At 38.1% G+C, this 15,025-nt stretch carries 9 protein-coding genes; 7 read left to right on the forward strand and 2 right to left on the reverse strand.

Annotated elements, in window-relative coordinates; genetic code table 11:
- Window positions 1-120 precede the first annotated feature (120 nt).
- The 7 genes from QX565_RS12515 (at window position 121) to QX565_RS12545 (ending at window position 11,354) form a co-directional block, all read left to right on the forward strand.
- Entirely contained in the window at window positions 121-1,302 is a 1,182-nt protein-coding gene (locus QX565_RS12515; protein WP_221648846.1) for a leucine-rich repeat domain-containing protein, read from the forward strand.
- 109 nt (window positions 1,303-1,411) lie between these two features.
- The gene (locus QX565_RS12520) at window positions 1,412-3,571 is read left to right on the forward strand and encodes a cellulase family glycosylhydrolase (protein ID WP_289292918.1); all 2,160 of its coding nucleotides are present in this window, start codon (window positions 1,412-1,414) and stop codon (window positions 3,569-3,571) included.
- Window positions 3,572-3,578: 7 nt separating this feature from the next.
- Entirely contained in the window at window positions 3,579-5,309 is a 1,731-nt protein-coding gene (locus QX565_RS12525; protein ID WP_289292919.1) for a hypothetical protein, read from the forward strand.
- Between the two features lie 18 nt (window positions 5,310-5,327).
- Window positions 5,328-6,515 (forward strand): glycoside hydrolase family 88 protein, encoded by a 1,188-nt coding sequence (locus QX565_RS12530; protein ID WP_289292920.1) that lies wholly within the window; start codon window positions 5,328-5,330, stop codon window positions 6,513-6,515.
- Between the two features lie 31 nt (window positions 6,516-6,546).
- Entirely contained in the window at window positions 6,547-7,746 is a 1,200-nt protein-coding gene (locus QX565_RS12535; RefSeq protein ID WP_289292921.1) for an alginate lyase family protein, read from the forward strand.
- Window positions 7,733-9,556: an FAD-dependent oxidoreductase gene (locus tag QX565_RS12540; protein ID WP_221648841.1), complete on the forward strand. Its 1,824-nt coding sequence runs from the start codon at window positions 7,733-7,735 to the stop codon at window positions 9,554-9,556. Before QX565_RS12535 ends, QX565_RS12540 begins: the two co-directional genes overlap by 14 nt.
- A gap of 43 nt (window positions 9,557-9,599) precedes the next feature.
- Entirely contained in the window at window positions 9,600-11,354 is a 1,755-nt protein-coding gene (locus tag QX565_RS12545; RefSeq protein WP_289292922.1) for a DUF4886 domain-containing protein, read from the forward strand.
- Window positions 11,355-11,472: 118 nt separating this feature from the next.
- On the opposite strand, the gene QX565_RS12550 is transcribed toward QX565_RS12545, so the two are convergent.
- Window positions 11,473-13,599: a S8 family peptidase gene (locus QX565_RS12550; RefSeq protein WP_221648839.1), complete on the reverse strand. Its 2,127-nt coding sequence runs from the start codon at window positions 13,597-13,599 to the stop codon at window positions 11,473-11,475.
- An 89-nt stretch (window positions 13,600-13,688) separates the two neighbouring features.
- Window positions 13,689-15,011: a T9SS type A sorting domain-containing protein gene (locus tag QX565_RS12555; RefSeq protein WP_221648838.1), complete on the reverse strand. Its 1,323-nt coding sequence runs from the start codon at window positions 15,009-15,011 to the stop codon at window positions 13,689-13,691.
- Window positions 15,012-15,025 lie beyond the last annotated feature (14 nt).

Genomic DNA, 15,025 nt, shown 5'->3' on the forward strand with positions numbered 1-15,025 from the left:
TAATATAGATATAAAAGGCCTGTCTACTATTAGAACACGCACCTTCTTAAAATAACGATATAGTGTTGCAACCTCTATTATATTTAAAAATTGTTCTTTTATTTAATCATTAAATTTATTATGAAAAAAGAAATTACACTTTTGGCTATTTCAATGTTTGTAGCGACGGGGATTAACGCACAGCAGGAATTAACAGTAACTCATACCACGGCAGGGGCCATGGAAGCTGAAATAAATGCGGCTTTAGGAACTACCGGAGCAGAAGAGATTCAGACTTTGATCATTAATGGAGATGCCAATGTGACTTATGAAGATTGTTCGGCAATCGCAGCAAAGTTTCCTACTATTTCTCTTAAAAAGCTGGATTTAGGTACTGCTAAATTTGAAAATGACAGTACTCCCGGTAATAAAGAAGGAGCAAGTACAGGAGCATTTGATATAAAAGGTAACGGAATGCAGGTAGAAGAAGTGGTACTACCGGCCGGTTTAAAGGTTATTGGTCCGCGTACTTTCCGGAAATTCAGCAAGATGAAGAAAATTAATTTGCCTAATACTTTGGTTAAGTTGGGGGAAGGATGTTTTACAGGTTGTGGCAGCCTCGATCTGGAAAAATTACCCGAAGGTCTGAAGACGATTGAAGGATATGCTTTTTATCAGGCTTATGCTATGAAATCATTGGAGGAACTGCCGGCTGGATTGGAGGGAGTACTTGGAGCTCTGTCTTTTGCTCAGACCTCTGTGGCAATCTCTTATATTCCGGAGGGTATTACAGAGATTGGAAGTTCTGCTTTTAATGCCAATACCCGGCCTGTTTCATTAACTTCATTAACGATGTATGAGAAGTTAGCAAAAATAGGTTCCAATGCATTTAAAAATCAGAAGATGCTGAATGATATTGAGTTAAATCGTATGACTCCTCCGGAAACAACAGAAGATGCCTTTACTGGTATAGAATTGGGAAAAGTGATTTTATATATTCCTAAAGGTTCCAGAGCTGCTTATGAAGCTGTGGCACCGTGGAATCAAATGGATATTTATGATGTTTTGGAACCACCTACGGGAATTGAGAATACAGAAATTACTGCTATTGGTATATACCCGAATCCTGTGGTGAACACAATTTCTATTTCTGTTCAGGATGCTGCTATGATAAAAAGTATAAAAATAATAGACTTGGCAGGAACTGTGGTGAAAAAACTGCTTCCTGAGGGAACACTCACTTTTGATGTTTCCGATTTGGTAAATGGTATGTATTTTCTGCAATTAAACGATGATACTGCAGTTAAGTTTATAAAGAAATAAATTAGTTTTTTGGGGTAAACAGATTCATACTAACGGCTTCATAGTAAAAGTGAAGCCGTTAGCTACTATCTTTTTGCTTTTAATTTTATCTCTTTTTATTATTTAAAGTATGAAAATAAAAAAAATAATCTCTCTGTTTTTTATCTTTTCTGTTTCGGCCACTTTACTTGCACAAAATTATCCGGTTACGCTTAGGGTAGTTGATAAGACATTCGGAGTACGGACAAGTAATGATATCAGTCAGGATGAGAAGAATATAGTTGCCGGTTTGAGTGAAGAACTGAAGTTTCAGGGACAAGGAGGAGGAAAATGGTATTATCCTCTGTTCAAGATGCCTGGAACTACAGGAGAAGTAGTGAAGAATGATACTGCCTGGATTTGGCAGGCAACGATTCAGGCCCCTATAGGTGAACATTCCTGGCGGCCATGTATGAAGTCGGCAGGTTATAATAGTTTGAACAAAGTGGTTGCTTACTACGGAGAGAAAGATGAGCTGACTTTTAATGTAGATGCTTCGGGGAAAGTGACCGGGACTACTGAAATAACGATTCAGGATGAAAAATATCCTGTAGTATTGAAAGTTATTGATAAGAGCAAAGGGGAAAAAAAGAATGCAGGTGCTTTCAGTGAAGAGAATATTTATTTAGTAGGAGGAAAGCCTAATGAGCCGGCTAATGCACGTACAAACCTGCAAAATGAATTTGTGCTTCATAATGCAATACCCAATTTTTCGGATGATAAATTTGACTTTGGCTCTGGAGTGAATATCGGAGTGTGGCTCTCGCAGACGAGTAACCGGGGAGGAAGTGCTATCAATTACTTCAAGAAAACAGATTTAAAAAAATTGGCAGACATGGGATATGATCATATACGATTGCCTGTTGATGAAAAAGAAGTTTTTGATACAGATTTGAATTTTAATCCGGAAACCCAGCAACTTATTCACGATGCTATTGCATGGTGCAAGGAATATAATATGCGTATTATATTGGACATGCATATTACCCGCTCGCACTATTTCAATGATGATAAGAACTCTATTATATTATGGAAAGAACAGGCCGAACAGGACAAACTCGTTAATATTTGGGATAAACTGTCACAGGAATTCGGACATTATCCGATTGGTTTGTTAGCGTACGAACTTCTGAATGAAGCCAACGCACCGAATGCTGATGTGTGGAATAATTTGTTGGCGCGAATTATTGCCAAGATACGTGAACGCGAACCGGATCGTTATTTAATAGTAGGAGGCATCAGTCACAATTCGGCCAGTGCATTGTCTACATTAACCCTTCCTGAAAACGATAAGAAATTAATCCTTGCTTTTCATTTTTATTCACCACACCTGCTTACTCATTATCAGGCCAGTTGGATGGATGGTTTGAAAGATTTGGTTATTCCTTTGCATTATCCGGGGCAACTTGTTGCTAAAAAGGATGTGGATGCTATTAAAAATGAGAAACATAAGAGTGTTGTGAATTATTATAATGGCTTTTATAATAAATCTATTTTGAAGCAACAGATGCAAGTTGCTATAAATCGCGCAACTGAGTTAGGGTTGAAGCTGTATTGTTCTGAATATGGTTGTATCAGTAATACAAATAAAGAAGTTAAACAAAAGTGGATACGCGATGTGGCAGAGATTTTTCGGGAGAATGATATTGCATTTTCTATTTGGGGGTGGAAAGCTAATTTTGGTATATTGGATAATAGTGGGAATATCCGGGATCAACGGGTGATTGATGAAACGACCCGTGGACGAGGTACTAAATTCAATTTATTCCCTTCTACAGGGCATGTCGTTGAAAAAAATGATACAGCGTGGATTTGGTCCGCAGAAATAGAAGTACGTACCGGATGTTATTCATGGACTCCTTGTGCTTATTCTACCGGGAAGTCTATTAACGAAAGTATTTATCAATATGATACGAGTGAGGCTAATGGGGCATTACAGTTTGCTGTAGGTTTGAATGGTACAGTGTCAGGTAACACGACTTTGATCATTCCGGAAGGTGGTAGTGCGAGTTCACTTTCTAACGTAGAATATCCGGAGGAAATTAGAGTTTTCCCCGTCATATTTTCCGAGTCTGTTTCGATAAAAGGGGGGCAGAATAATATTAAGATGTATACTTTATCTGGTATAAAAATGCTGGAAAAAGAAACTTGTTCTGATATTGATATTAACACCTCTCATTTAGCCAAAGGATTTTATATTCTGGTTGTTGACGATAAATACAGTTATAAGTTAAGTAAAGTTGCAGAATAAGATAGGTATGAAAATTAACGCTGCTTCTATCTCATTTTTATTCCTGGCGAATGCGATAACTGCTAATAGTCCGGCCAAAAGCGTGAGTGGACAAATATCAGAGAATACCACATATCAACATTTTATTATGTATGGGCAGAGCTTATCAGTAGGAGCACAATCTTATCCGCTGTTATCGGTTGAGAACGTTCCGGGGAATTATATGCTTGGTGAACATATATGGATTAATTACTGGAATTCTGATAAAAGCAGAATAAATCCTTTATTGGGAAAGCTGGCAAAACAGAATAGTGTGGGAGATACTGATTTATATCCATTTACAAGAGCGGGTACGATTACTGCCGAATGCCCTTTGTATGGCGTAGTGAACCATTTACAGAAAAAGATAGGAGGACGTTTTATAGCAACGTCTTGTGGTACGGGTGGTCGTTCTATAGAAGAACTTTCGAAAGAATCGGAAGTTCCTGGCCGTTGTCATTATGTGTCGGATTTTCAAAATGCATTAACCAATGCAGCATTGGCTGTACAATATGATAAAAGCACAATCTCCTGTCCGGCAATTTTCTTTATGCAAGGGGAAAATAATTATGAGAATAAAGGTTCCGGATTGATAAGCGGATCAAAATCAACTTCTGATAAAGTTGAATATAAGATGTTGCTGATAACACTGAAAAACAACATGCAAAAAGATATCATAGCAACTTATGGACAAACGGAAAAACCGGTTTTTATTACTTATCAGACGGGTTGCCAATATGGAAAAATAAAAGAGCTTCCTATTGGTATGGCACAATTGGAAGCGTCTAATGAAGAAGATGATATAATTTGTGCAGGTCCTGTTTATCCGATGCCTGATCGTGGTGGACATTTAGATCCGAATGGATATCGCTGGTATGGAGAAATGATGGCAAAGGTTTATTACAGAACACAAATCCTTGGGGAAGAATTCAAACCTTTACAGCCGGAAAAGATCATGCGGACTACCAATCCGAAACAGATTAAAATCCGGTTTCATGTTCCGGTTCCTCCCTTGGTATTGGACACATGGACAACCGGGGCTAAATTTAAGAACTATGGCTTTGAAGTCTATAAAGATGGGATAAAACAATCGTTGAGCAAGGTAGAAACAGAAGGGGATTGGGTTGTTTTAACAGCACAGAGAGATTTATCCGGGGGAAGACTTGAGATCATTTATGCAGGTATTGGAGAAAATACGGCCTTGACCAGAGGTCATGGTAATTTACGGGATAGTGATGATTATCCGGCTTACTTCACATACGTTGATCTGGATGCTAAAAACTCAACCGGAGAGTATATTTATTATCGTGAACCCGGTAACTCTTTAAGACCTGTAAATGAAGTTTGCTCCAGAGAAGGTAGCACTATTTATGGTCAACCTTATCCTCTGTATAACTGGAGTGTGGCTTTTTATTACACATTGAGTGCGGACGAACAGATTCATATTATTCCCGGAGTTTCTTCGGAGATAACTCGTTTGGAACAGATACCTCAGGAAACTAAGTTTATATTTACCCGGGACTCTTCCGGATTGGTTTTTCAAACAGAACATGCCGAAGATGTACGGATTGATATAGTTGATACTGTAGGACGTATAATAGAAAGCACAGAATTTAATGGTAGGCATCTGACATACCCTGTTCAGGATCTTCGGTCGGGAGCATATATTGCTATTGCTACTGTGAACGGACAATCGAAATGCTTAAAAATATTGAGATAAATCAAACAAAAATAAGATATGAGAAAAGAAATTTTGGCACTGTTGTTCATTGCGATTTTTATGGGTTGTGCTGGGAAAGATGAAATGGATGCAGTTATTGAGAAAGGACTGTCTGTTTCTGTAGAACAATCTAAATTAATGGCAAAATCCATATGGGAACAAAAGACTTTATTGCCGAGAACACTTGATAAAGAAGGAAAACTCATCACATCGGACTCGAAGTGGTGGACCAGTGGCTTTTTTCCGGGAGTACTCTGGTATCTGTATGAAGCAACGGGTGATACTCTTTTGAAAGAGTATGCTTGTGATTATACTTCCCGGGTGGAAAAGGAGAAATATAATAAGGGAAATCATGATGTAGGGTTTATGCTGTATTGTAGTTTTGGTAATGGATATCGTCTGACTGGTAATGAAAAATACAAACAGGTGTTATTAAAAGGTGCGGAATCTTTGTCTACCCGTTATAAAGATCATATCGGAGTCATTCGTTCGTGGGATTTTAATAGGGCGGTATGGCAGTATCCGGTCATTATCGATAATATGATGAATCTGGAATTACTTGAGTGGGCTTCAAAAAATTCAGATAATTCGCGTTTTGCATCTATAGCCCGTTCTCATGCGGATGTGACTTTGAAAAATCATTTTCGGCCGGATTATAGTTGCTGGCATGTGGTATCTTATGATACTATCACCGGGCAACCGGAAAAGAAACATACCCGACAAGGTTATTCTCACGAATCTTCCTGGTCGAGGGGAGAAGCCTGGGCTTTATATGGTTATGTTATGATGTATAGAGAAACGCAACAACAACATTATTTGGCGCATGCGAAGAAAGTTGCAAATTACATTTTAACTCATCCGCGTATGCCCGAAGATGGTATTCCATATTGGGATTATGATGCTCCTGATATACCGGATACTTATCGTGATGCTTCTGCCGGAGCTATAATGGCTTCTGCTTTCATTGAGTTAAGTACGATGATTCAGGGTGAACTGTCCCGGAAATGTCTTATGATGGCTGAGACACAATTGAAAACACTTACCTCTCCCGAATACCTGGCGGAGCCGGGTACGAACGGAAACTTTATCTTAAAACACTCGGTTGGGAGTTTGATGGAACACTCTGAAGTCGATGTTCCTCTCACTTATGCTGATTATTATTATGTTGAGGCCTTATTGCGCTACCAGAAAGTAAAGTCCGAATAGATTTATAAAACCGAGATAAATGAATTTACGTATGAAATATATATTTTATTCTTTTTTATTTGCTTGTTTTTTCGGAGTTAAGTGTGTATTTGCCCAACAGCCTTCGCCTATGATAGGTTTTGACCTCTCAGAACTTATAGAGACGAGGGATGGTATAAAAAATGGAGAAAGTTCACTTATTAAGTCCTACAATGATTTGATAAAAGAAGCGGATGCCTGTCTTGCATTGAAACCGGAGACAGTGACGGATGGTATGCTTCCCCCTTCGGGAGATAAACACGATTTTTATGCGATTGGAAAATATGCATGGCCTAATCCGAAAAGTGCCGACGGTATGCCCTATATTCGAAAGGACTGTAGTATTAATCCGGAAGCGAACGGTCCGAAATTTGATCTTGCCAGGTATAATAATACGGTTGATAGAATTAAGTTACTGAGTCTTGCCTGGTTTTACTCTCAGGATGAAAGATATGCGAAGAAGGCAACTCAGCTGCTGCGGGTGTGGTTTATTGATGAAGATACCCGGATGAATCCACATTTTGAATGTGCGTCTGCCCTTCCCGGAGTTTATAAAGGAATGGCGATCGGTATTATTTTTGGAGTGACATTGGTTGAAATGACAGATTGTGTGAAGTTACTTTCATTGTCTGAAAGTTGGACCGGTAAAGATGATACAGCTTTGAAACAATGGTTCTCTGACTATGTACAGTGGTTGCGTACTAGTAAATTTGGGATACAGGAAAAGAAAGCGCAAAATAACCATGGTACCTGGTACTCTGCACAAATAGCCGCTTATTCTCTGTATACGGGTGAGCTGGAATATGTAAAAGAAATGGTTGAATTTGGAAAGCAGCAGATACGGGAACAGATTGCACTAAATGGTAGTCTGCCACATGAAATGAAACGTGATTGGGCTTTTTCTTATTCGGTATACGGCTTGAGAGCTTTTACTGTATTGGCAGAATGCGGAGAACGTATTGGTGAAGATCTTTGGAATTATAAAACGCCTGATGGATACAATCTGCAATCTGCTTATTTGTTTTTGGCTCCTTATCTTTCCGGACAGAAAGAGTGGGAGTGGGGGAGTGTGCGTGAGAATGAGCAAACGGAACGGATCGCTTTGCCAATGATGAAAAGGGCGGCAAAGAAATATGACTCAACTATTCTGATGCAAGCCGTCAGGCATTTGCAGACTTTGTATGGAAAAAGTTTGAAGTATGATTGGATATAAAAAATATCTTGAAACGGGTATCCGCATTAAAAGGTTTATGTTTGTATGCATATGCCTTTTGTGGGGGATGATAATAACAGCCTATTGCCAGTCTGTTTTGGTAGAGGCCGAACTTTTTAAGAATAAAGGGGGCTGGTCGGTAGATACTCAGTTTATCGATCAGATGGGCTCACCTTATTTGTTGGCTCATGGTTTGGGGGAGGCGGTAGAGGATGCTGTAACCGAGGTGTTTTTTCAACAAACAGGCATTTACTATGTTTGGGTACGGACAAAAGATTGGGCACCCTATCCGAACGGACCTGGTAAATTCAGGATAGCAATTGATGGAGAAGAGTTGGAACAAACACTTGGAGCGTCAGGAGACGCTGAATGGAAATGGTATCAATGTGGAACTGTGTGTATAAATAAACAATTAACGGAAATTCGTTTGAAAGATTTGACAGGTTTTGACGGAAGGTGTGATGCTCTGTTTTTCTCAAAATCCAAAGATACTAAATTGCCCGATGATCCGGAAAGTTTACGACTTTTCAGACAGGAAATGCTTCGGTTACCGGCTCCGTATAATGAGGGTGAATATGATTTTATTGTCGTTGGAGGGGGAGTTGCCGGGATATGTGCTGCTATACAGGCTGCGAGATTAGGACTAAAGGTAGCATTAATTAATAACCGTCCCGTATTAGGTGGCAACAGCAGCTCGGAGATAAGAGTTCCTACAGATGGAGATCTCTTTAAAAACCGATATTCAAAGATTGGTGCTATTATGAGAGAGATTGATAATGGCTTTGCCGGGGTAGGCAATAAAGATGCTTCTACGTATAGAGATGACTGGAGGTGGAAGATTGTTAAAAATGAAAAGAATATTTCCTTGTTTGAAAATATGCATGTATATGCGGCCGATATGGATGGTTCTGTAATAAGCGGGGTAAAGGCTATAAATACAAATACATTGGAGATACATCATTTTGGAGGTCAATTGTTTGCAGATTGTACAGGAGATGCCTCTTTAGGTTTATTAGCCGGTGCTGATCATCTTTACGGCCGTGAAAGCAGAGCGCAGACAGGTGAACCGGAGGCTCCGGAACAGCCGGATGGACTGACTATGGGAACCTCTAATCAGTGGTATGCTACGTTAACAGATAAGGTTTCTGAATTTCCGATAGAAGAATGGATGTTGAAATTTACTTCGGATTATCATTTTGAACTGACAAAGTCGGTCTGGAACTGGGAAACCGGATTCGGGAATTTTCATACGGTAGAAGATGCCGAACGGATAAGGGATCATAATTTCAGAGCTATTTATGGTAATTGGGCATACCTCAAAACTTATATGAAAGATAAATATGGGAAGTACAAACTGGCGTATTTATCTTATAATGCAGGTAAACGCGAATCATACCGTTTAATTGGGGATGTTTTATTGACAGGTATAGATGTTAAGAATAAAGTGGATTATCCGGATGCGATTGTTACTGCTACCTGGGGAATTGATTTACATTATCCGGACAAACGAAATTCGAAGTATTTTCCCGGAGAAGAATTTATAGCATATGCAGTCCATCCGGATAAGCGGAAGGATGTGTATACTTTCCCTTATCGTTGTTTGTATTCACGTAATATAGAAAACTTGTTTATGGCGGGACGTAACATTAGTGTCACTCATATTGCATTGGGTACAGTACGTGTACAACGTACTACCGGAATGATGGGAGAAGTAATAGGATTGGCAGCCTTTTTGTGTTCAAAGAATCATTGTTCTCCCCGTCAGTTATATATAAATCATCTGAAAGAATTGCTTGATAGTGTATTATGATCAAGCCTTGCAGATAAGGTGTTTAATTTCAAAAGGTGTTAGAATGAAAAATAAAATTATACTACTGAACTTATATTTATTATTTTCTGCAGTTAGCTTTTCACTTTTTGCCCAACAGTCGGTGAAAGTTCTTGCTATCGGAAATAGTTTTTCAGCGGATGCTGTTGAAGAATTCCTGGATGGTTTGAGTACGGAAGGAGGTACGGAAATAACAGTTGCAAATGCTTTTATCGGTGGTTGTTCTTTAGAAAAGCATTGGGAAAATATAGAAAAAGATCTGCCGGTGTATTCTTATCGAAAAATAGCAGGAAGTAAAAAGACTATTTCTAAGAGAACATTGTTACAATGTATTCAGGATGAAAAGTGGGATTATATTACTTTTCAACAGGTAAGCACTCTATCGGGAGTGTTGTCCAGCTATTTCCCATATCTGACATATCTTGTAGATTACGTTAAACAACATGCTACTAATCCGCAGGTCAGATTTGTCATGCATCAAACCTGGGCATATCCTCAAAGTTCGTCAAAACCGGCTTTTGATACCTATAATAGAAAACAGATAGATATGTATGAGGCTATTGTCAAATCTGTATGGTCAGCTGCGGATTCTGTTGGGATTGACATGATAATTCCTTCGGGAACGGCTATTCAGAATGCACGTACAAGTGTTTTGGGAGATACTTTTAATAGGGATGGTTCTCATTTGAATAAGATTGGAAAATATACAGCGGCTTGTACCTGGTATGAAGCTCTTACTGGTGCCTCTCCGGTTGGAAATCGTTTTATACCGGGTTATTTTAATACCTGTCAGGTAACTATTGCTCAAAATGCAGCACATCTGGCATTACAAAATCCTAAACAAATATCTCCTATGTTAGCTTTTAAATGTCCGGATGCACCTAATAAACATTTAAAGCGAAGTGAACTTCTGTTATTTCAGTCCGGTTTTGAAGATACTGTTACCATAATACCTGCCGGACAATATAACCATCATATCGTAGGGAAGGAAAATACGTTGATAAAAAGCGATTGGGGAAGAGATATTGAATCAATCATGGATCGGGTTTCTGTCACTTATACGAAAGGTGATTCCACTCAACGTCTGGCGAGTATAGTATCTGATCCGGTTAACTCACATAACAGGGTTTTGCAATTTCTTATAAAAGAACCTTGGATGACTGATACGACAGAGAAAGCAAGAATACAATGTGATTTTTATGGAATTAAAAAAGGATTGAGGGAGTTTACGCAATCAATGAGAATTTATTTGCATGAGGATATGAGAGAGCTTTACAATTATCCGGATGTTATCAATTGGTTTACAATTGTTGAATTATGGAATAACGTTGCCTGGAGGCCAACGGTTTCTTATGGCGGGCGTGTTACTTTGGGAATAACTAAACCTGTTGTGGGTAAAGGGGAACTTTATTTTAAAGTGGATGCACAGGATATTGATCGTAGATTACCTGCTGATAAACGATTTAAAACGCTTTGGATGGAGAAGAATACTGAAGTAAAAGTGCCCATTGGCGAATGGTTTACTTTGGAGTATTATTGTAAAGAAGGAGATAGAGAGAATGGGCGTTTTTACATGACTATTGAGACAAAAGGGGTAGATAAACAAACTGTTTTTGATATAACAAATTATACACATAATAGTCAGGATCCATCACCTGACGGAATTACGGATTTTAATCCATTAAAACTTTATACTTCAAAAGAGATAGCCAATTATATGAAATCGAAGAATAAATATTTACGAATGTATTGGGATGACTTGAAGCTATGGGGAAGATAATTGGTCAGATAGTACTGAAAGAAGATGAACATCGCCTTGGACTTGATTAAAAAAATGTGCCAATTAGTCAACGAATTTATAGTGTGGCTAATTGGCATAGCTCTTTTAATGTACAGTTTTAATGAAACACCAGTTTGATTGTTTTTGAAAACTTCGAACTTTGTACTCGCATAAAATAAACTCCTTTTGTATTTAATTCTATATGGAATTTATTATTAATGGGGTGATTGATTACTGATAGGATATTTCCTGATATAGAATATATGTGTACTTTTTCTACAGGATCAGGAGAGGTGATTTCTATTTCTCCACTATTTCTATCATAAATATAGTTGAATGCCAGATGTGTTTCTTGTTGGAGTGAGGTCATTTGTAATATATCATAAAGTCCGGCAATGGCATCAAGTTTTCCCATACCATACTTTGCATTAATAGTATTGCTTGTATTTGAATCATGATATGCAGTTTTTTCGATAATCTTTTTTACTTCTTTTAAAGTCAGTTCCGGACATGCTTCCAGCCATAGAGCGAGTGTACCTGTAACTACGGGAGTAGCCATAGAAGTTCCGTTTGCTATCCCCCATGAGTATTTTCTATTAGAAAAAGAATCTGTTACTTCTAAAGTTTTATCGGAAGGCCCTACGCTGTAAGATGCAGCGTATGAGTTGAAGGAGGATATCACGGTTGCGCCGGGAGCTACGATATCCGGTTTGATGCGTTCGTCATAAGTCGGACCTTTTCCTGAAAGAGGATAGAGGATTTCTCTTTCCCAATCCGATTGGTGAAGTGTGCCTGAGATGTCTTTATAAGTCTTTTTAGAAACATATGCTCCTACAGATATAGCTTCATGTCCTGTAGCTGTACATGCTATTGTATAATCTGTGGAACCATTGGTATAGTCATTTTTACCGGCAGATGTAAAACTTCCGTAATCACTGCTAATCATATATTTACCTCCGTCTGATGAGAATGATATTTCCCAAACTTCACTTTCCGGTTTGGTGTATATAAGGTTGATGTTAAAGTAAGGATTTTGATTAATGGGATTTAAAGAAGCAGAAATATTTAATTTGGAATTGTCGGACTTATTTAAACCGAAATTTTGAAAACTTTTACTCCATTGTTCGCCAGATGTGAAAGTTTCAGAAAATCGGTATGTATTTGTTAGTGTATCTTTTAAAGATATGGTTAGATGGCAAATGTGATCTGCCGTACCTTGTATGAAAAGGTTGTCTCTGCCATAAGAGGGGGGGATAAGTAGGCTTTTTACATTGCGCATTGTCGAATTGAATTTACCTGTAAGGGTAGATTTGCGATGTCCTTCATTTCCGGCAGCAATAGCTAATATTTTTCCTTTTCTATCTTTCATAAGGTGATCTGCCAATATAGAGAAGTTATCAGTGCCGTCTTTAAATCCCAAGATTGTTCCCATACTTAAATTGATGGCAAGGGGGCGATTGGCTTTGTCGGAATACTGCAATAGAAAATCGATTCCATCCAATATCCCTTGTTCTGTTTTGTTGACAGAGACAAGAACTATTTCTGCTTTAGGTGCTATACCTCTATATATATTGTTATAACTTCCGGCTGCTATTCCTGCTACATGTGTACCATGTGTATCGCCAGACATATCGTGTTTTACAGTTGCAATCTGTTCTGAAGTAGAATAAATAACTCCATAGCCATACGGAGAGTTAGAGGTGGTAAACAGATTGTTTTGATCCCATACACAAGTAATACGATTTTTTCCGTCAGCATCTTTAAAATTAGGATGTGTGAAATCAAATCCGCTATCTATTATTCCTATAATAGTTCCTTCCCCTTGATAAGAGTGGGAAAGTCCGTTTCCGGCAAATACCGGATCTATATTTGTATATATTCTCACAGAATCCATCATCATTCTGACTTCTGTGCTCGCATCGATATTCATTACTGTACTGTCCCGAGCGAAAGTTCTGAGCTGTTCCATTGGGATAATAGCCGTATAGATTCCACCAGCTCCGGTATTAAGTCGCACTCCGTATTTTTCATTTAGGACATTCGTGTCTGTTTGGGGGATAAGGCGGACATACGCAAATAGAAATTCATTATTGTTAACTCCACGTGTCGTTTTCGATTCATATTGTTGAAGTTGACTAACTGTTATAGCCGATAGTTTAGGTGAATAGTCAGTACATATTGTTTGGGAAAAGCAATGTACTGAAAATAAAAAAGAGAAAATAATTCCGGTGATTATAAATTTCATGAAGGTAGAAGATTTTAATAGAATACAGGATGAGGCTGAAATCAAAAAAAATATTTTGAGACAGCCTCATCCTCATTCTGTAAAGTTAATTATTTAATAACCACTTTGGACGTATATTGTTGACCGTTAATATTAACGGTTACAATATAAATACCACTGTCAGTTATATTGAGAGAGTTATTTTGTAGAAATGTTTGGCTATTGATTATTTTCCCGTTTAAATTGATTACATTCATTTGACAAGGTACGTTTTCGGAACATTCCACAACGATAGATTTGTCTACTACATATATATTACAATCAGTTTTTTCATTTGCATTCTGAATTCCAGTAACCGGACTTGATTGCCATACAAGAATGGGAAATCCTCCGTTTATATTTCTTGTGTCGGCAGTCCATGCTATTGGATTTTGTCCTCCATTAAGTAAGGTAATAAAAGAAGCTGCTTTCATCTCTTCAACACTTTTTTCAGATATACCATTTGTTATCTCTTCTCCAATATTTGTCAGCTCTTTTGAATAATAGCAATTTTTGATAACGAAAGGATCCATGTCTGTTGCTCCGACAATGGCATTGACGAAAAGTGGTCCGTTAGATATCATTCCAATGTTGTAGCTATTCGTTATTGTTCCGGCATACATAAGTCCGACAAGGCCTCCCACAAAAAGACCTGAAGCATTGATCATACCGCAGTTATAGCAGTTGTCTATAGTAAAGTTCTTATCAACATATCCTACGATACCTCCAACGTCACTTACTCCTTTCACCATCCCGGTATTATAACAATTAGCTATTTTACCATATTCTCCGACTCCTATTAGTCCACCGGTACCAAAACTACCCCCGATTCCTGTCACTAATCCTTCATTGTAACAATTTTCAATGATACCTCCTTTCATGTTTCCTACCAGTGATCCAGTGCCATCACCTCCTTCGATAATAGAGTTTTCTCCGATTCCTAAATTTTTTATTGCAGCTCCTGCAGAGATACAGGCAAACAATCCGGTACCACCAACTGATTGTTCATCAATGAAAAAGACATGAATATTATCTATCTTTTTATTGTTACCGTCAAATACTCCTAAAAAGTATTTCGAATCATCGACGATTCCCAGTTCTGGTTTTGATGAGTCGGTATACTCATCAAATACACCAATAGGAGTGAATTTATGATCAGCAGTTGCTCCCATATCCAAATCGTTGTTTAACTTGAAGAACTTATTTTTGTAAGTTTCTCCATTGCGTACTTGTTCGGACAGGTAAGCTAAATGTTGTCCATTCTCAATTAAATAAGGATTTGTACTTGTTCCATCACCTTTGGTCCATGTCATTGCAGTTCCATCCCATACGGATTGTGCATTGATGGTAAATCCCAACATTGTAAATAATAATAATACGTAACACTTTTTCATAAGTTGTAATTGTT

Source organism: Bacteroides sp. 41_26, from assembly GCF_949740115.1.
Taxonomy (GTDB): Bacteria; Bacteroidota; Bacteroidia; order Bacteroidales; family Bacteroidaceae; genus Bacteroides; species Bacteroides nordii.

Bases quoted from the DNA above. Each gene is read 5' to 3' on its own strand.
- QX565_RS12515 (WP_221648846.1), top strand. From the start codon at position 121: ATGAAAAAAGAAATTACACTTTTGGCTATTTCAATGTTTGTAGCGACG.
- QX565_RS12520 (WP_289292918.1), top strand. From the start codon at position 1,412: ATGAAAATAAAAAAAATAATCTCTCTGTTTTTTATCTTTTCTGTTTCG.
- QX565_RS12525 (WP_289292919.1), top strand. From the start codon at position 3,579: ATGAAAATTAACGCTGCTTCTATCTCATTTTTATTCCTGGCGAATGCG.
- QX565_RS12530 (WP_289292920.1), top strand. From the start codon at position 5,328: ATGAGAAAAGAAATTTTGGCACTGTTGTTCATTGCGATTTTTATGGGT.
- QX565_RS12535 (WP_289292921.1), top strand. From the start codon at position 6,547: ATGAAATATATATTTTATTCTTTTTTATTTGCTTGTTTTTTCGGAGTT.
- QX565_RS12540 (WP_221648841.1), top strand. From the start codon at position 7,733: ATGATTGGATATAAAAAATATCTTGAAACGGGTATCCGCATTAAAAGG.
- QX565_RS12545 (WP_289292922.1), top strand. From the start codon at position 9,600: ATGAAAAATAAAATTATACTACTGAACTTATATTTATTATTTTCTGCA.
- QX565_RS12550 (WP_221648839.1), bottom strand. From the start codon at position 13,599: ATGAAATTTATAATCACCGGAATTATTTTCTCTTTTTTATTTTCAGTA.
- QX565_RS12555 (WP_221648838.1), bottom strand. From the start codon at position 15,011: ATGAAAAAGTGTTACGTATTATTATTATTTACAATGTTGGGATTTACC.